Origin of the sequence: Bacillus marinisedimentorum (genome assembly GCF_001644195.2) — a bacterium.
GTDB classification, from domain to species: domain Bacteria; phylum Bacillota; class Bacilli; order Bacillales; family Bacillaceae_O; genus Bacillus_BL; species Bacillus_BL marinisedimentorum.
The window spans coordinates 1-19,150 of sequence record NZ_LWBL02000069.1; the positions used below are offsets into that span (position 1 = coordinate 1).

General features: G+C 46.7%; 17 protein-coding genes. All 17 read left to right on the forward strand.

The window, feature by feature from the left end; translation table 11 throughout:
- Positions 1-236: hypothetical protein (locus A4U59_RS22085; RefSeq protein ID WP_211274968.1), on the forward strand; the 236-nt coding region annotated here is incomplete at its 5' end.
- Between the two features lie 287 nt (positions 237-523).
- A complete protein-coding gene (gene zapA / locus A4U59_RS19405) occupies positions 524-793 on the forward strand; it encodes a cell division protein ZapA (RefSeq protein WP_070121730.1) in 270 nt (89 codons plus the stop codon).
- Positions 793-1,344, forward strand: coding sequence for a CvpA family protein (locus tag A4U59_RS19410; RefSeq protein ID WP_070121731.1), 552 nt, complete (start codon positions 793-795; stop codon positions 1,342-1,344). The genes zapA and A4U59_RS19410 overlap by 1 nt, the downstream gene beginning before the upstream one ends.
- Positions 1,345-1,433: 89 nt before the next feature.
- A complete protein-coding gene (gene polX / locus A4U59_RS19415; RefSeq protein ID WP_070121759.1) occupies positions 1,434-3,164 on the forward strand; it encodes a DNA polymerase/3'-5' exonuclease PolX in 1,731 nt (576 codons plus the stop codon).
- A 27-nt stretch (positions 3,165-3,191) separates the two neighbouring features.
- Positions 3,192-5,555 (forward strand): endonuclease MutS2, encoded by a 2,364-nt coding sequence (locus A4U59_RS19420; RefSeq protein WP_070121732.1) that lies wholly within the window; start codon positions 3,192-3,194, stop codon positions 5,553-5,555.
- Between the two features lie 285 nt (positions 5,556-5,840).
- A complete protein-coding gene (locus A4U59_RS19425) occupies positions 5,841-6,248 on the forward strand; it encodes a DUF350 domain-containing protein (protein WP_070121733.1) in 408 nt (135 codons plus the stop codon).
- 286 nt (positions 6,249-6,534) lie between these two features.
- The gene (locus tag A4U59_RS19430) at positions 6,535-8,232 is read left to right on the forward strand and encodes a long-chain-fatty-acid--CoA ligase (protein ID WP_070121734.1); all 1,698 of its coding nucleotides are present in this window, start codon (positions 6,535-6,537) and stop codon (positions 8,230-8,232) included.
- A 140-nt stretch (positions 8,233-8,372) separates the two neighbouring features.
- Complete coding sequence (locus A4U59_RS19435; protein WP_070121735.1) at positions 8,373-8,960, forward strand: fatty acid metabolism transcriptional regulator FadR; 588 nt, start codon at positions 8,373-8,375, stop codon at positions 8,958-8,960.
- Between the two features lie 43 nt (positions 8,961-9,003).
- Entirely contained in the window at positions 9,004-9,777 is a 774-nt protein-coding gene (locus tag A4U59_RS19440; protein ID WP_070121736.1) for an enoyl-CoA hydratase, read from the forward strand.
- Between the two features lie 54 nt (positions 9,778-9,831).
- Positions 9,832-10,605 (forward strand): electron transfer flavoprotein subunit beta/FixA family protein, encoded by a 774-nt coding sequence (locus A4U59_RS19445; RefSeq protein WP_070121737.1) that lies wholly within the window; start codon positions 9,832-9,834, stop codon positions 10,603-10,605.
- A 15-nt stretch (positions 10,606-10,620) separates the two neighbouring features.
- Entirely contained in the window at positions 10,621-11,601 is a 981-nt protein-coding gene (locus tag A4U59_RS19450) for an electron transfer flavoprotein subunit alpha/FixB family protein (RefSeq protein WP_070121738.1), read from the forward strand.
- Positions 11,602-12,598: 997 nt separating this feature from the next.
- Positions 12,599-12,913, forward strand: a complete 315-nt coding sequence (gene trxA / locus A4U59_RS19455) for a thioredoxin (RefSeq protein WP_070121739.1) — start codon at positions 12,599-12,601, stop codon at positions 12,911-12,913.
- Between the two features lie 529 nt (positions 12,914-13,442).
- Positions 13,443-14,678, forward strand: a complete 1,236-nt coding sequence (locus A4U59_RS19460; RefSeq protein WP_070121740.1) for a hypothetical protein — start codon at positions 13,443-13,445, stop codon at positions 14,676-14,678.
- Positions 14,679-14,890: 212 nt separating this feature from the next.
- Positions 14,891-15,856 (forward strand): NAD-dependent epimerase/dehydratase family protein, encoded by a 966-nt coding sequence (locus A4U59_RS19465; RefSeq protein ID WP_070121741.1) that lies wholly within the window; start codon positions 14,891-14,893, stop codon positions 15,854-15,856.
- Positions 15,831-16,772, forward strand: a complete 942-nt coding sequence (locus A4U59_RS19470; protein WP_070121742.1) for a lysylphosphatidylglycerol synthase transmembrane domain-containing protein — start codon at positions 15,831-15,833, stop codon at positions 16,770-16,772. The genes A4U59_RS19465 and A4U59_RS19470 overlap by 26 nt, the downstream gene beginning before the upstream one ends.
- Positions 16,769-18,247 (forward strand): alkaline phosphatase family protein, encoded by a 1,479-nt coding sequence (locus A4U59_RS19475; RefSeq protein ID WP_070121743.1) that lies wholly within the window; start codon positions 16,769-16,771, stop codon positions 18,245-18,247. The genes A4U59_RS19470 and A4U59_RS19475 overlap by 4 nt, the downstream gene beginning before the upstream one ends.
- Complete coding sequence (locus A4U59_RS19480; protein WP_070121744.1) at positions 18,244-19,020, forward strand: glycosyltransferase family 2 protein; 777 nt, start codon at positions 18,244-18,246, stop codon at positions 19,018-19,020. The genes A4U59_RS19475 and A4U59_RS19480 overlap by 4 nt, the downstream gene beginning before the upstream one ends.
- The last annotated feature ends 130 nt before the right edge of the window (positions 19,021-19,150 follow it).

Here is a 19,150-nt window from a genome sequence, read left to right on the forward strand (position 1 = left end):
CCCTCGCAATTTTCACGTGGATCTCCCGCCTTTTCCCGCCAAACCGTTTCTTTCACGCGAAAAGGCTGTGCTTTACCGAAAAACCTAAGTTCTTTGAAATAGTTGCGATTTGCGAAGCGAAAATGAATGATGGGGAAACCTCCGAAAGGAAGAGCAATAATCCCCTATCAGAAGAACAGGTCATTATTTTGCCGGGCGAGCGCAACATAAGAGTGTACATTCCCGATTTGGTTTAGCAAGTGATCATCCCTGGAACTCCATAAAGAATGTCCAAATAATCCACCGGGCTTGGGCTTGCCGGGCCCTTCGTTTTTCATGGTGACCAGTCCGGACGCCAGTACTGTGCGAATTCATTGGCCGCTGCAGGAGAGGGGGAGAGCTTTCCGCGCATGAATAACTTTTGCCTCCACATTCGATTATCGGGCGCTCCACTAACGAATCATAAATTTTTTCACAATCCGTTTTTTTCGTGTTATGATATGTATTAGGATTCTTTGAGATGCTAAGATTGGGGGTCTCCTGCATGGCAGATGGGAAAAAATCAAGGACCACCGTTGAAATATATGGACAGCAATATAAAATTGTCGCAGACGAGTCTAGAAGCCATGTCAAAATGGTGGCAAGTCTTGTTGATGAAAAGATGAAAGAACTTAAAGAAATGAATGCGGCACTGGATGTGAATAAACTCGCTGTTCTGACTGCCGTTAATGCGGTGAACGACTATTTGCTCCTTGAGCAGAAATATATCAAACTTGCTGAATCTATACAGAAAGAAGAGGAAAAAGAACAATAATGCTTGATCTAATATTGCTTATCGTACTGATATCCGGATTTGTCGTAGGGCTGCGAAGAGGTTTCATTCTTCAGCTTGTCTATCTTACCGGCTTCATCGTTGCTTTCGTTGTGGCTTATTTGTATTTTGATGATCTTGCTCCCCATTTGAAACTATGGGTGCCGTATCCAGCTTTGCCTGAAGGCAGTTCAATGCAGTTGTTTCTAGACAACATACATATAGAGGCTGCCTATTACCGTGCAATTGCTTTTGCCGTATTGTTCTTCGGGACGAAAATCATTATGCACATCATCGGTGCGATGTTTGACTTCCTGGCCGATTTGCCGGTATTGCGCACCTTTAACGGCTGGCTGGGCGGCGCGCTCGGATTTATAGAGGTTTACTTGATTGCTTTTATTCTTTTATATCTTGCTGCATTCATGCAGGTCGAGTTTATCCAGCAAGCGCTGGGGGATTCGATCCTTGCTCAAGTCATCGTTGAGCATACGCCTGGTCTTTCAAGGCTGATCACGAACTTATGGGTTGAACACATCGCAACACTTCTCCGTTAGGAGGAGTGTTTTTGCACGTAAAGGGAATTACTGAAAAAAGCGAAACGTACCGGCAAACCTGCCGAAAAATGGTGTACGGAGGGATGCAAATGCTTCAGGTCAATAAAAAGGATGTCATAAAAACGTTAGAAACAATAGCGGTCTATATGGAATTGAAGGGTGAAAACAGTTTCAAAGTATCGGCATACCGGAAAGCTGCGCAGGCCCTTGAAACAGATGACCGGAGCCTTGCGGACATTGGGGATCCGACGGAACTGAAAGGGATAGGGAAAGGTACAGGGGAAGTGATAACCGAGTTGATGGAAACCGGCAAATCCTCGGAACTCGAAGATTTGAAAAAGGAAGTTCCGTCCGGTCTTGTCCCGCTTTTACAAGTACAGGGGCTTGGCGGGAAGAAACTGGCCAAACTGTATAAGGAGCTCGGAGTCATAGATGCTGATTCGTTAAAAAAAGCGGCAGGGGACGGGGAAATTCAGAAACTCAGCGGATTTGGCAAGAAATCAGAAGAAAAGATTCTTGCTGCCCTTGAAGAAATGGGAACACGGCCTGAACGCCTGCCGATCGCTTTCATGCTTGCAGCTGCTGAAAAGGTGGAAGATTCCCTTAGAGGTATGGCAGGCATTGAAAAGTGGTCAAGGGCAGGAAGCCTGCGGCGCATGAGGGAAACGGTGAAAGATATGGATTTTATTATCGCAACAGAGAAGCCTGAAAACGTCCGGAATCAGCTTCTCGAATTGGAAGGAATCGAGGAAGTCATTGCGAGCGGGGATACGAAGGTTTCCCTTGTCATGGTATTTGGGTATGATGTGGCCGTTGACTTCAGGCTTGTCCAGCCAGCCGAGTTCGCTACCGCGCTCCACCATTTTACCGGATCAAAGGACCATAACGTCCGAATGCGGCAGCTCGCCAAGGAGAAAGGCGAAAAGATCAGCGAGTATGGTGTTGAGGTACAGGAGACCGGAGAAATTCTCACCTTTGAAAGTGAGGAAGCGTTTTTCAGCCATTTCGGACTTCCATTCATTCCGCCGGAAATCAGAGAGTCAGGTGAAGAAGTCGACGCTTACCTGGAAGCTGATATCAGGCTTGTCGAAGTTGGCGATATTAAAGGGGATCTCCATATGCATACGACCTGGAGTGACGGCGCCTATTCGATTGAAGAAATGGTGGAAGCAGCCCGGAAGAGGGGGTATGAATATATTTGCATCACCGATCATTCCCAATATTTGCGGGTGGCAAATGGCCTGACACCGGAAAGGCTCAGGGCACAGCGCAAAGAAATCGACCGCCTTAATGAAAAATATAATGACATTTTAATTCTGTCAGGCACCGAAATGGATATCCTGCCGAATGCCGAACTTGATTTCGATGAACATATGATGGGGGAACTTGATCTTGTGATTGCTTCAATTCATTCAAGCTTTTCACAGGATCGGAAAACGATCATGAAGCGTTTAAAACAGGCAGTCAAAAACAATCACGTTGATATTATCGCTCATCCGACCGGGCGCTTGATCGGCAGGCGGGAAGGATACGATGTGGACCTTGACATGCTTATTGAACTTGCTGCCGAAACGGATACGGCACTTGAGCTGAACGCAAACCCGCATCGGCTCGATCTTTCAGCAGAGTGGCTCAGAAAAGCGCAGGATGCTGGAGTTAAGCTTTCCATTAACACGGATGCCCACCAAATCGATACATTCGACCATATGAAAATCGGCGCAGCTGCAGCCAGAAAAGGCTGGGTGAAAAAAGAGACCGTCATAAATACATGGGATATCGCTGACCTTACCGCCTTTTTAAAAAGGAATGACAATTCGTAAGGACAGCGCATAAGGAAGGTGAAACAGATGAAACATGCACTTCATACTCTCGAATTTGACAAGGTAAAAGAAAGGCTGAGATCGCACGCAGCTTCTTCACTCGGAAAAGACAAAGCTGACAGACTGGAGCCTTCAGCTGACCGGGAGGAAGTTGCTTACTGGCAGGATGAAACGGATGAGGCCGTGCATGTTCTTAGGGTTAAAGGGAATGTGCCGCTTGGCGGTGTGTTTGATATCAGGCCGCAGGTTAAGCGGGCCCAGATCGGCGGCATGCTGAATCCGAAAGAATTGCTGGATATCTCAAGCACGCTGTATGGCGCGAAAAATATGAAGCGATTCATCGAGAATCTGCTTGAGGAAGAAGAAGTGGAGTTGCCGATCCTTAACCGGCATGCAGAAGAGATTGTCACGCTTACAAACCTTGAACGGCGAATCAATCAAAGTATTGATGACAGCGGCCGTGTGATGGACAGTGCCAGCGAAAAACTGCGCGGTATCCGGAATGACCTCAGAACGACGGAAGCCCGGATCAGGGAGAAACTTGAAAACTTGACACGGAGTTCTTCTACACAAAAAATGCTTTCTGATGCCATAGTCACCATCCGCAACGACCGTTTTGTCGTACCGGTGAAACAGGAGTACCGTGGATCCTTCGGCGGCATGGTCCATGACCAGTCTTCTTCGGGGGCAACCCTCTTCATTGAGCCGCAGGCTGTTGTTGAAGCGAATAATAAGCTTCAAGAGGCCAAAATGCGCGAAAAGCATGAGGTTGACCGTATCCTCGCGGAATTATCGGCATTTGTTGCTGAAGATGCCGACATACTGCTTCAGCTTGTCGGAGTGCTTGCCGACCTGGATTTCATGTTCGCTAAAGGGATGTACAGCCAGGCCATCAAAGGCTCGAAGCCAGCCATTAATGATGAAGGCTATATGAAACTTAACCGGGCACGCCATCCGCTTATCCCGCTTGATGAAGTGGTCGCAAGTGATGTTGAACTGGGCGGTGACTTCAGTTCCATCGTCATTACCGGACCAAATACAGGCGGAAAAACTGTTACGCTCAAAACAATCGGCCTGATTGCATTGATGGCTCAGGCGGGATTGCAGGTGCCGGCCCATGACGGATCGGCCGTTACCGTTTTTGAGAAGGTGTTCGCCGACATCGGTGATGAACAGTCGATCGAACAAAGCCTCAGTACCTTTTCTTCACATATGACGAATATCGTGGAGATTTTAAAGCATGTCGATCATAAGAGCCTTGTTCTGTTTGATGAGCTTGGAGCTGGAACCGATCCTCAGGAAGGTGCGGCGCTCGCGATCGCCATTCTGGATGAAGTATACAGCAGGGGGGCAAGGGTCGTTGCGACCACCCACTATCCTGAACTGAAAGCATACGGTTATAACCGTAAAGGGGCCATTAATGCAAGTGTGGAATTTGATATAGAGACACTCAGTCCAACGTATCGCCTTTTGATTGGCATACCTGGCAAAAGCAATGCATTTGAAATCTCAAAAAGGCTTGGACTGGACACTTCCATCATTGAAAATGCCAGAGGGTATATCGGCACTGAAACGAACAAAGTGGAGAACATGATCGCATCGCTCGAACAAAGCCGCAAGAGTGCAGAGCGGGAAAGAGACGAGGCCGTGCGTCTCCGCGAAGAGGCTGCGGCAATCCATCAAGAGCTGGAAGAAAAACTGGCGGCTTTCACCGAGCAGCGGGAAGCGATGATGAAGGATGCCGAGAAAAAAGCGAACGAAGCGGTCAATCTGGCTAAAGAGCAAGCAGAGGAAATTATCACTGACATCAGGCAGATGCAAAAACGCCAGAATAACGCGGTCAAGGAGCATGAGCTGATAGATGCGCGCAAAAAACTGGAAGATGCAGCACCTGAGCTTGCCAAAAAGCGTCCTTCACCGGGCAAAGTGCATAAGGCCGGCCAGCAAGAACTTCTTCCGGGAGATGAAGTGAATGTCATCAGTCTCGGCCGGCAGGGGCATATCGTTGAACAATCGGGTGACAATGAATTCACCGTACAGCTTGGGATTATGAAGATGAAAGTGAAGAGGAAAGACCTGGAATACATTAACAGGCCCCAGCCGGTAGAAACGAAGCCCATGGCGACTGTAAAAGGGAGCACTGGACATGTGAAACCGGAGCTGGATTTACGGGGTGAACGGTTTGAAGATGCACTGCTCAAAGTTGAAAAGTATTTGGACGATGCGCTCCTGGCCGGCTATCCGTCTGTTACAATTATCCATGGTAAAGGGACTGGTGCACTGCGCAAGGGCGTGCAGGAATGGGCCAGAAAACAGCGGGCGATTAAAAATATCCGATCTGGCGGCATGAACGAAGGCGGCGGCGGAGTAACAGTCCTCGAACTGAAATAAGGAATGTGATTACTGCTAAAAGTAATGGCTCTGTTCAATCACAAAGTTGAGTAATTAACGTTGTTGGAGCGGAAGGCAATATTCAGGAGGGTCCCGAAGGAGTGAAACGGCGTGAACGGCGCCGCGGGGATAACAAGTGCCTCATGCCAAATCCAAGAACGTTTTATAGCAGAGCCAAAAGAAAAAAAGCAGTGATTCCGGTATAAGGTTAGGGCATTCAAAATATTCTGCTGATCTCACAGCAAGTGTGCGGAAGCAGTGATACTAAAAGAGAGGCACATGCAAATGGATAATTTTTGGGGAAACGTATACGTCGAGACAGCGGCCCATTACAGTGTGGTCGTCCTGTCTGTTGTTGTGTTCATGACGATATTTGAACTTGTGACCAAATATCAGAATTGGGATGAAATCAAACGGGGGAATCTATCAGTTGCTATGGCCACCGGTGGAAAAATCTTCGGCCTGGCTAACATTTTCCGTTATTCCATTGCCCATAACGACTCACTAATCACGATGATGGTCTGGGGAGCATTCGGATTCTTACTGTTGCTGAGCGGATACTTTATATTTGAGTTTTTGACGCCAAAGTTTAAAATTGATGATGAAATTGAAAATGATAACCGCGCCGTCGGTTTTATCGCTATGGTGATATCAGTCGGCCTATCTTACGTCATCGGTTCAGGGATTGGCTGATAACTGCATGTAAGGAGACGGGAAAATGGAAACACTGGCAAAAGTCCTATTAGTCCTCTGCGGGATTTTTATCATTTGGGGCATCGTTTATTTACTATTCTAAAAAAGAACTATCTTAAAGAAGGCTGTCCATGTCACGGACAGCCTATTTCTGTTGGATGAAATTAAAGAGCTTATCCAGTGCCCCCGACATTTTACGCCTTTTTAATTTGGATTATTTAAAATATTTTAACTAATAGGCGAGTTTCCGGTATAATAAATTTATATTATAAAGGAGGGTGATGAAATGGAACAATTGTCCCAGAACCCATGGCTTAAACACTATCCAGAACAAATCGGGGAAAAACTTGACTATCCTGATAAACCAGTAGGCCAGTTCTTGAAGGAAGCGGACGAAGAGATGCCGGAAAAGAAAGCGCTTCACTTTTTGGGGAAGGAAATGACCTACAAAGAAGTGTACGAACAGGCTGTCAGGTTTGCTAATTATCTTCAAACACTCGGCATCCAAAAAGGTGACAGGGTTTCCATCATGCTGCCCAACAGTCCACAGGGAGTGATCAGTTATTATGGAATTCTGCTGGCCGGTGGAATCGTCGTCCAGACAAATCCGATGTATATGGAACGCGAATTGGAGTACCAGCTGAATGATTCAGGTGCAAAAGCTATTGTATGCCTGGATTTGCTGTATCCGAAAGTAAGCGCCGTCAGAGATAAGACGCCAGTCGAGCATGTTATCGTGACAGGAGTCAAGGACTATCTTCCATTTCCGAAGAATGTGATTTACCCCTTCATCCAAAAGAAGGAGCATAACATTGTCGTGAAAGTGGAAAGCGGCCCGAATACTCATTTGTTCACGGATGTGATTCGCTTTGGTGCATTCAAAGAATTGGATGTTCAGATCAACCCTGAGGAAGACCTGGCCCTCCTCCAGTATACGGGAGGCACCACCGGCAGCCCGAAAGGAGTCATGCTCACGCATAAAAACCTCGTTTCCAATACGGCAATGAGTATGACGTGGATGTATAATTTGAAAAAAGGGGAAGAACGGATCCTGGCAATTCTCCCGTTTTTCCATGTATTCGGGCTTACAGTCGTCTTAAACCTATCCGTCATGTTCCGCGCCAAAATGATTATCTTGCCGAAGTTCGATGCAGAAGATACACTTAAAACGATACAGAAACAAAAACCAACGATTTTTCCGGGAGCTCCGACCATTTATATCGCACTTCTTAATCATCCGAAAATCAAGAATTATGATCTGTCTTCCATCGATTCCTGCATAAGCGGATCTGCTCCGCTACCGGTGGAAGTCCAGGAGAAATTCGAGGCTGTTACCGGCGGAAAACTTGTAGAAGGTTATGGCCTGACTGAAGCATCACCTGTCACCCACTCCAATTTCCTCTGGGAAAAAAGGGTTAAAGGGAGTATCGGGGTGCCGTGGCCGGACACTGATGCAATGATCGTTTCACCAGAAACAGGTGAACGGGCAAAGCCTGGGGAGATAGGAGAACTGGCAGTGAAAGGCCCGCAAGTCATGAAAGGATATTGGAACAGACCGGAAGAAACGGCGGCAACCTTCCTCAATGGCGAGTGGCTGTTAACTGGTGATCTCGGCTATATGGATGATGATGGGTATTTTTATATCGTGGACCGGAAAAAAGACATGATCATAGCAGGCGGCTTCAATATCTATCCGCGTGAGATCGAAGAAGTCCTATATGAACATGAAGCGATCCAGGAAGCAGTGGTGGCAGGAATTCCAGATCCATACCGCGGCGAAACGGTGAAAGCTTACATTGTTGTAAAGGAAGGGCTCTCTTTGACAGAACAGGAAGTCAATGATTACTGCCGAAAACACCTTGCCGCATATAAAGTGCCGCGCCTGATCGAATTCAGGGAAGAACTGCCGAAGACAGCTGTCGGTAAAATTTTGCGCAGGCAGCTCGTCGAGGAAGAAAAAGAAAAAATCACGGAGGCCCAGTAAATCCGGAGGAGCCAAATGCCACGGCTCTTCTTTTTGAGTCTCTTTCTTTGCGGTTCTATATTGACAGTAAATTTAGAATAATATAGAATGAAGTTATGAATGAACCATCATTCATTTTTCTAGAGAGGGAGACGGGGGCTGTGAAACAAAATAAACCAAAGTATAAAAAAATCATTGAGGCTGCTGTCGATGTCATTGCGGAAAATGGGTACCATCAAGCCCAGGTATCACGGATTGCAAAACAGGCTGGTGTAGCAGACGGCACAATCTATCTCTATTTTAAAAACAAAGAAGACATCCTCATTTCACTTTTTCAGGTGAAAATGGGAGTCCTTGTTGAGGAAGTCCAAAAAGCCATTGCAGGAAAAACGGATGCTGAAGCGAAGTTATTAGCGTTGACAAGCATGCACTTCAGTCTTTTGTCAGAGGATGTGAACCTGGCCGTCGTCACACAGCTCGAACTCAGACAGTCATCTAAATCCCTTCGTCTCAAGATTAACGAAGTGTTAAAAGACTATTTGCAGGTTATTGATTCAATCCTTGAAGAAGGGATTGCCGCGGGTGCTTTCGATCCCGAGCTCGATATAAGGCTCGCAAGGCAGATGATATTCGGAACACTTGACGAAACGGCAACCAACTGGGTCATGAATGATCATAAATATAATCTGGCGGCGCTAGCTGCTCCTGTTCACCGGCTGTTAGTGAATGGGCTCAGCAATCAATCATAAAAAACATTGCTGTTTTAATTCTCACAGGGGAAGAGGTGTGTTGATGGAATATCTTTCTTGGTCTGTAAGAGAGCGCATTGCTGTTGTTACGTTAAACCGCCCGCCTGCTAATGCGCTGGCATCCGGCCTTCTGGACGAACTGTCGCAAATGCTGGATCAAGTGGAGGGTGACAGGGAAGTGAAGGTCATTCTCATTCACGGGGAAGGCCGTTTCTTTTCAGCCGGGGCCGATATTAAGGAATTTACTAAAATTGAAAGCGATTCCGATTTTCGGAATCTTTCAACAAACGGCCAAAAACTGTTCGACAGGATGGAAAATTTCAAAAAGCCGATTATTGCCGCAATCCACGGAGCGGCACTTGGCGGAGGGCTTGAACTTGCGATGGCCTGCCATATCCGCCTTGTGACCGAAACAGCCAAGCTTGGGCTCCCTGAATTGACACTCGGTTTGATTCCTGGGTATGCGGGAACGCAGCGTCTTCCGCGATACATAGGCAGGCCGAGGGCAATTGAGATGATGTTGACAGGAGAGCCAATTACCGGTACTGATGCGGTCCTGCTGGGTCTTGCCAATCATGCTTATACTGATGAGAAACTGATGGATGAAGCATTTGCCCTCGCCGGCAAGATCGCTTCAAAAAGTGCCGTTTCCGTTTCTTATGCGCTGGAGCTGTCGAATTATGCTGTCGATTCCCGGTTTGAAAAGGGAGTCGAAAAAGAAGCGGAACTGTTTGGCCGCGTCTTTCAATCTAGCGATGCTAGTGAAGGGATACAGGCTTTCGTTGAAAAAAGGAAGCCGGATTTTAAAGATGAATAACCTGCTGCCGATCCAGTCAGTATTCAGGTCAATTTATTAGGGAGGGGACTGCTAATGAATATTTATGTGATTATGAAAAGAACATTCGACACAGAAGAAAAAATCTCGATCGATAACGGCCGAATTGCTGAGGAGGGTGCTGAATTCATCATTAACCCTTATGATGAATATGCAATTGAAGAAGCTATTCAAATCCGTGACAACAACAGCGGTGAAGTGACGGTTGTGACTGTCGGCGGTGAAGAAGCGGAAAAGGAACTGCGCACAGCGCTGGCAATGGGCTGTGACAAAGCCGTACTGATCAATACCGAAGAAGATGTCGAGGAAGGCGACCAGTTTACGACTGCCCGAATCCTGGAACAATTTTTCTCTGATAAAGAATATGATCTGATCCTGGGGGGCAACGTTGCCATCGATTCAGGATCCGGCCAGGTTGGCCCTCGTCTTGCTGAACGCTTGAACATACCATACGTCACCACTATCACTAAGATTGAGGTCGACGGTGAAAATGTGAAAATCGAGCGGGATGTTGAAGGGGATACCGAAATGATTGAAACGTCTTTGCCGCTGCTCGTAACAGCCCAGCAAGGATTGAATGAACCCCGCTACCCATCTCTTCCGGGCATCATGAAAGCGAAGAAAAAACCGTTGGAAGAACTGGAAATAGACGATCTTGATCTTGATGAAGACGATGTCGAACCTAAAACAAAGACAATCGAAATTTTCCTTCCTCCAGAAAAAGAAGCAGGCAAAGTGCTGGAAGGTGAATTGGAAGATCAGGTGAAAGAACTGGTTTCATTACTTCGCAACGAAGCAAAAGTAATTTAACGGGGGGATATCCACATGTCAAGAAAAGTATTAGTAGTAGGAGAAATGCGCGATAATGCACTTCGAAATGTATCGTTCGAAGCAGTTGGAGCAGGTAAAACGATAGCAGAAGGCGGCGAAGTTGTGGCCGTTCTGCTCGGCAAATCCATCAATGATGAACTTGCTCAGGAAATGATCCAGTATGGTGCGGACCGTGCCATCAAAGTTGAAAGTGATAAATTGGAAAACTATACGCCAGACGGCTACGGCCAGGCATTGATGCAGGTAATTGAGCAGGAAAATCCTGAAGGCATTGTGATGGGCCACACATCAGTCGGAAAAGATCTTTCCCCGAAAGTGGCCAGCAAGCTTGGTTCCGGATTGATTTCTGATACGACTGGAATTGAAGAAGCAGGCGGAAACATCGTGTTCACCCGGCCGATTTATTCTGGAAAAGCATTTGAGAAGAAAATTGTCTCTGACGGCATCTTCTTTGCGACCATCCGTCCGAATAATATCGAAGCACCTGAAAAGGACGAATCCCGTTCAGGTGATGTCACGTCAGTAGATGCGAATATCAAAGACTTGCGTACAATCGTCAAAGAGGTGCTCCGCAAAGCAACAGACGGTGTGGACCTTTCCGAAGCGAAAGTTGTCATTGCAGGCGGACGCGGTGTGAAAAGTGCAGACGGTTTCGAGCCGCTGAATGAACTTGCCGAAGTGCTTGGCGGCGCAGTAGGCGCTTCCCGCGGTGCATGTGATGCCGATTACTGTGACTATTCACTTCAAATCGGCCAGACCGGTAAAGTCGTCACACCTGACCTTTACATCGCAGCGGGAATTTCAGGGGCAATCCAGCACCTTGCCGGCATGTCGAACTCAAAAGTCATCGTAGCCATCAATAAAGACCCTGAAGCCAACATTTTCAATGTGGCTGATTATGGGATTGTTGGAGACCTGTTTGAAGTCGTGCCGCTGCTGACCGAAGAGTTCAAAAAGCTCAAGGTAAACGCATAACCCGACATTCCACCTAATTGGGTTCGGTTTTGAGTGCAAAATAATAAAACGTACAATTAACAGTCCATTTCATAATTGAATTGGACTGTTAATTTTTTTGATGTGACAGGGGAGTGGTGTTTTCTGTCTATAAATGGTGGGAGAGTGTGAATATAGGCACTGAAGGGCGTCTCCTATGCCTGTAAGTGGGGGAAAAGCGTGAATATAAGCACGAAGGGAGGCTCTTGTGCCTGTAATTAGAGGAAGAGCGTGAGTATAGGCACGGAAGGATGTCTCCCGTGCCTGTAATTGGAGGAAGAGCGAGAATATAAGCACGGAAGAGAGTCGCTCATGCCTATAAGTAGAGGAAGGGCGTGAGTATAGGCACGGAAGGATGTCTCCCGTGCCTGTAACTGTAGGGAAAGCGAGAATATAAGCACGGAAGGGAGTCTCACATGCCTATAAGTAGAGGAAGAGCGTGAGTATAGGCACGGAAGGATGTCTCCCGTGCCTGTAATTGGAGGAAGAGCGAGAATATAAGCACGGAAGAGAGTCGCTCATGCCTATAAGTAGAGGAAGGGCGTGAGTATAGGCACGGAAGGATGTCTCCCGTGCCTGTAATTGGGGGTAGAGCGAGAATATAAGCACGGAAGGATGTCTCCCGTGCCTGTAACTGGAGGAAGAGCGAGAATATAAGCACGGAAGAGAGTCTCTCATGCCTATAAGTAGAGGAAGCGTGTGAATAAAGGCACTGAACCAACATTCAGTGCCTATAACTGAAGGGAGAGCATGAAATAAAGGCACTGAACTACGATCCAGCTGCCTGTTACCTTGAACAGCACTGCAGTCCCCTGTCGCTTTCACGTTTGATTGATACTGCGTATAGTATGGCATTGTGCCGTTTGATGTGTAATTTCCAATCAAAAGGGTACGTTATATGTGAAAACAAAAATATGGCGTGCACTATTTTTGAATGGTATACTTTGATGGAAATGAGTTGTTAGAGGAGGATTTGTGAATGGCAATTGTAAATGTGACAGACCAGACTTTTTCAAACGAAACGACAGATGGTGTAGTACTCGTTGACTTTTGGGCACCATGGTGCGGACCTTGTAAGATGATTGCGCCTGTACTGGAAGAAATCGACTCAGAGATGGGCGACAACTTAAAAATCGCCAAACTGAACGTTGATGAAAATCAGGAAACTGCAGGACGCTTTGGTGTTATGAGCATCCCTACACTTCTCGTCTTCAAAAATGGTGAAGTGGTAGATCAGATCATCGGCTTCCAGCCAAAAGAAGCACTTACCCAAACCCTGCAAAAACACATGTAATTCATAAGCAAACAAAGGATCCGGAGGATAATCTCCGGGTCCTTTTTATTTTGGGAACAGGCATCCACGCTCTTATTCATCTGTTAGGATGCCAGGTATTGAGTAAGACCACCAGTGCTTCCAATAAAGATTTGCAGCGGATCGTCAGCACCGTTTTATTTTGGTTGATTTGTTTGGGATCAATATAAACAATGCAATCAGCGGCACGCGCACAGGAATAACGATCAGATATGGGCGCCGCAGCGAGATGAGCGTAGCGAGCTTGACACCCTTCCCGTGGAAGGGAAGTTGATATTACTGTACACGGGAGAGGCAATCAAAATAATCTGCTGAAGGTCTAATAAGGAGGGCATAGCAGATGTTGCAGGGGGAAGACGGTAAGGAAATCCATATCAGATCAGCCCTATATAAATAGACAAATGTGTTCACAAATTGTTCATTGACAATGATAATCGTTATCGGTAAAATGACAATTGTACTTATAAATGAAAAGCATTATCAATTACATCAATGGAAGGGGAAAGCATTCATGAAGAAGCAAACAATAACATTAATAGCAGGTGCATTACTGGCCGGAGGTGTTCTCGCCGGCTGCGGAAATCAAGAGGCAGAAGAACCGAAAGAAGAGCCGAAACAGGAAGAGCAGGCAGCTGAAGAAAATCAGGCTGAGCAAAACAGCGAAGGTAAAGAAAATGATGCCGAGCAAAATGCGGCCGATACAAATACAGAAGCTGAGGTAAACGCATACCAGGCCATGATGGAATCTCTCAGTGCCGCAAAAGAAGGCAACGAAGTGGAATGGGACAAAGTGAAAAGTGAGTATCAAAATAATTTGCAGGAAGCAGTGACTGCTGTGAACGGTGAATTTGACCAGGCGATCCAGGCGGCAATCAGTGCCGGACAAAGCGGTGAACTTGATGCAAATGTGGCAAGGCAAATTATTGATAAGACGACTCAATCATATTTCTATCAGAAGCATAAAGGACTCCATTCCGATACTGCATCAGCAATTGAGGCAGGCAATACTGAAGCTGCCAGCAAAATTTTTGAAGACCTGAATCTATTAATTGATGAAGTGATTATTCCGACTGCTGAAAAGAGGGATAGTTACTATGAATTATCCGGTGAAGACAGTATCGTTGAAAATATCAATAGCGGCTTAAAGGCACAGACAGAAGCACTTGATGCCGGAAACGCTGACGATTTCGGAGTATATAAGCAAATCACTGATAAATCCATTTACAGAAGCTACTATCTTGCAGCTCAATCTTATGCCGAGAAAGTTGAAAAGGCTGTACAAGAAGGAAATGCAGATGAAACAGAATTAAAGATCATGCAGGCAGAAGGCTGGGGATTCCTCCAGGCAATCAAAGGTTCACTTGCAGGCGGGGATGAAGAAGCGGCAAACAAACTGAATGACTTGTTCAGCCTTGATAAGACAGAACCATCCGCTATAAAGTCTGAAGAAGTGTCACAGTTGTTTACCGATGCTTTTGCCGGAAAGATTACCAGTTACCATGAAAAAGTTCCGGCAGCCCTTGAGGAAGGAGAAGTGGCTGAAGCAAGGACTGAAGCTATGGAAGCGAATGTATTCCTGAAGGCGATTGAAATGGACCTGGCAGACAAGCTTGGTGAAGAGCAGGCTGAATCTCTGCTGGATAAGGCGCAAAAATGGTATGAAGCAGTAGCTGCGGAAAACGCTGAAGAAGCTTCGAAGTTAAGTGAAGAAATTACCTCCTCTGTTAAAGAGGTTGCATCTAAATAATCAGAAGGCCGCCTGCCAGGCGGCTTTCTTCCTGTGCAGCATTTGTGTTTCATCTCACCATGCAGAGATGGCAAAAAGGCCTGTCCATCTTATCTGTGATAAAATATGGACTAGCCAGCGGGGTTCGGATATTCTGTTTCTGTTTGTTCATCTCCCTGGAGCTTTTATGACAGCAATAATAATTGTCCAACTATATCAATGAGGTGCGGTTTATGAAAATACTTGTTACAGGCGGAGCGGGCTTCATCGGTAGCCGGCTGGCTAAACAATTGATAGGCAAAGGCCATGACATATTGATTATGGATAACTTACATCCATACTATGATCCTGTCCGGAAAAGGGCGCAGCTGGCTGATGTCAAGGAAGCAGGGGACTTTTTGTTTAAGGATGAAAACCTGCTGAATGAAGATGCGGCTTTAACCATATTTAAAGAATACCAACCTGAAGCAGTCGTACATCTTGCTGCGATACCCGGCGTGCCGGTTTCCCTTGAGAAACCTCATGAATATATCGATTATGATATCAAAGCAACGGTAAATGCTTTGAAGGCTGCGGGTGAGTCAGGTGCCCGGCACTTTATTTTTGCCTCCTCTTCATCCGTTTATGGGGAACAATCCGGCATGCCCCTTCATGAAGGACAGGCATGGGGGAACCCTGTCTCCCCTTATGCTGCAGCAAAATTCGGCGCTGAAGCGTTTTGCCGTGCATACCAGTCGATTTATCAGTTCGATTTAAGCATCCTTCGCTTCTTCACCGTGTACGGCCCGTGGGGACGGCCGGATATGGCCATTCCGATTTTTCTTGACAGGCTGCTGTCAGGAAGAAAGATTACATTGAATGGAATGGGAATCGCAAGGGACTTCACCTATATTGATGATATTATTTCAGGAATTGAACAGGCACTTGCGTATCCGTTCCGTAATGAAACTTTCAATCTGGGTGCAGGGAAACCTGAAAAAATGGAAACCCTGCTTGCTATGCTTAATAAACATTTCCCGGAAATGGATGTCGAGCAAAGGCCGTTCCGGAAAGGCGATGTTACCGAAACGTGGGCAAATATATCGAAGGCAGGGAAGATGCTCGGGTATAAGCCCAAAATTACACTTGAAGAAGGGCTTGAACGCACCATTGCGTGGTATAAAGAGCATACCCATGGGAAATCGTATAATTCTTGTTAGTGTCGGAATCATTCTGACAGTCACTTTTGCCGGCCTTTCGTTACGCTTTTTTGATTTCCATTCCCTTCTTAGGGCCGGGAAACTTTTCCTGGGGAATCCGCTGTCGGTTGCAGCGGTTTTTGCCGCGTATACAGGTGCCTTTTTACTGCGGGCATGGGCCCATTATTTATATATCGGACGCCGTGCATCATATACTGTCCTCCTGCAAGGGATTGGCTACAGCCTGTTTATAAATCATTTGGTCCCCGTTAAAGTCGGTGATGCGGCCAGGGTTGGATACATCATGAAGAAAGGGGGCTTGAAAGGTGATGATGCCCTCCATTCAGTGGCTGTCCTGAGGGGGCTTGATATGGCGGTGCTCATTTTCTTTGCCGGTGCGGGATTGGTTGTTTTTCAGCAGGGAATTCGATTCACTTCTTTTTTTCTTGCGGCTGGAGGCGTTGCTTTCATCTTAATTGCAGCAGCTGTCCTTCTTTCGGTCAGAAATGGAAAGATTAAGCGATTGGCTGCAAAGCAGGTGCAGCTGCTCAAGGAAGGTATGAGAGGGATAAAAGGTGCAGCTGCGGTATCGATGATTGCATTGAGCTGGATTTTGGAAGCTGCCGTCATTTTCGAAATTGCCCGTACCGGGTGGGAGGGCCTCTCGTTTGGAGAATCGGTTTTCGCAAACAGCCTTACTGTCGGAGGACAGGTTTTCCAGATTGCGCCCGGCGGTCTCGCGACATATGAAAGTATGATGACCTTCGCTCTTGCAATCACAGGGGTTCCTGCATCATTTGGGTATCAGGCTGCAATTTTATCACATTTATTCAAGTTTGCTTTTTCATATCTAACCGGGTTTCTGCTGCTTCTTACGGCTCCGGTTGCGGTAATCGATTTGAAACAATGGACTGACAAGAGGAGAGGAAACAGATGAAACAGGCTTCACGTTTTGAAAAAACAGCAGCACGCGCCTGGAATTTACTGAATGAAGGTAAGCCGTTCACACCGATATTTACGGTCGGCACGCTGCTGTTATTTACGATCGGCAATTGGGGGGAGCCGGGATTCTGGCTGACGCTGTTAAGCAGCCTGATTCTTGTTTTGCCCCTGTTTATTTTATATTTCCACTACGACTTCCCGCTGTTTTTGCGAAACTACTTATGGATCCCGGTTATTGCCTTTCTGGTGATCTGGGATGCAGCGCCGCTCGGTTTATGGTTTACTGCGGCAGCCCTGTATTTTTTCTTTACCGTCTTTTTCTGGGGTACCCTTTATTATCATTTGCGCATCGGGACAAGCTGGCTGAACTTTACACGGTTCTGGAAGCTCGTTTTGAAAAACAGTGATTCCACAAGCGGCAATGCGCAGGAACAGCTGCCGAAAGTCTTGCTGCTGCTTGCCTTCTGGGATGCCCATTTGTCCCATTTTGCTGCCGGTGCAGGGTTCGGTGCCTTGAATTGGCCTGTGATCCTGGCTTTTTGGGGAGGGGTGTTTCTGTTTGCGTGGATTCTGCATACATACCTCTTTGACTGGAAACCGGAACCGATCACAACCTATACAAACAATATGCCTGAACGGAAACAGGCTGTGAACGAAAAGGTGATTGTGATTGTCATTGACGGGATGCGGAAGGAAAGGTTCGAAGAGGCTGATACACCGTTCCTGGATAAAATCAGGCGTACAGGAACGGAATATACGATGATGGAAACCGTATATCCAGCACGGACGGTTGTCTGCTTCTCGTCCATGTTCACCGGTACTTATCCTTTTGAACACGGGATTACTTCAAACATGGTCTGGAAGCTTGGCATTAAAACGGAGAGCGTGTTTGATTCGCTGAGAAAATCCGGCAAAAAAGGCCGATTGCTCGGAATCGCCCACTTGGTTGATGCGATGGGCAGTGACGTGGATACCGTAACAGCTGTCATGAATAACGATGAAGCAGATACGAATATTATGGAGCGCGCGAAGAAAATCGTTGATGCGGAAGATCCCGACCTTTTTGCAGTCCAGTTGATCGGAACCGATCAAACAGGCCACAGCCGCGGTGTTTTATATGATGAATATTTGCAGAAGATTCATGAAGCGGACCGGCTTGTTGAGGATTTTGTCGGCTGGCTTGATAAAAACGGGAAAATGGAGAACACTACGCTGATGATTTGCGCCGATCATGGCCAGGCTGACGGTATTGGCGGGCACGGTCACCTGGATGAGGGTGAACGGTATGTTCCGTTTTTCATGTGGGGGCCGGCAATCGAAGCTGGAAAGAAAGTGGAGGATAAACACAGCCTCGTTTCGATGGCGCCCACCATTTCCTATTTGCTCGGTGTTCCGTATCCCGACCACAGCCGCGGGCCGGTTTTATCGGATGCCTTTCAGGCATCTGTGAAGAAGGAGGCAACAGGATGAACCAGGAAGTTATCGTATTTTTACCAGCTTATAATGAAGAAGAGACCATAGAAAAAGTGATAAAAAAGGTTCCGCGCCATTTCCATAATCATGTGGAGGTTAAAGTGATGGTTGTGAATGACGGATCCACAGACGGAACGGTAAGGGCTGCAAAAGAAGCGGGCGCCGATATCATTGTTGACCATCATGGAAACAAAGGCCTTGGTGCCGCTGTCAGGACAGGTTTAAAGGAAGCATACAGGCGGGGGGCGGATATCGCCGTCATGATTGATGCTGATGATGAATACCCGGCAAGGCAGATCCCGGACCTCCTTGCACCGATTTTTGCAGGAAATGCAGATTACACGATGGGTTCACGGTTCAAAGGCACAATCAAAGGCATGAAACTTCACCGCCGTCTCGGAAACTACGTCTTCACACTGCTGCAAAGCATCTTGCTGCGGCGCTGGATTTATGACGGACAGTCGGGAATGAGGGCATTCACGCGCCAGGTGATGGAGCATGCGGAGATCATCCATGACTATAATTACGCACAGGTGCTTACATTGAACATCGTTCGCAAGGGGTTCAGGGTTAAAGAAGTGCCTATCCACTATAAAGCACGGACAACAGGGGACTCTTTCATCACATTTTCCGGGTACCTCGGTTCTGTCCTGCCGGCGATCATGAAGGAAATGAGCCGTCCGGTCAAAAGGATTCAAGTTGAGGAAGACGCACATAAGATTTCTCTCAGCGGTAACCCCGATCGCGATAATACAGCAGTGAATTCATAACTCTTTTGATTGAAGGAATAATAAAAAAGAAATTTCTGTTTTGAAATTGTGAACATTCTATCACATATATGTTGTACACATTGACTTTTCCATTGATAATCATTATCATTATCAGTGTAGGAGGACGGAA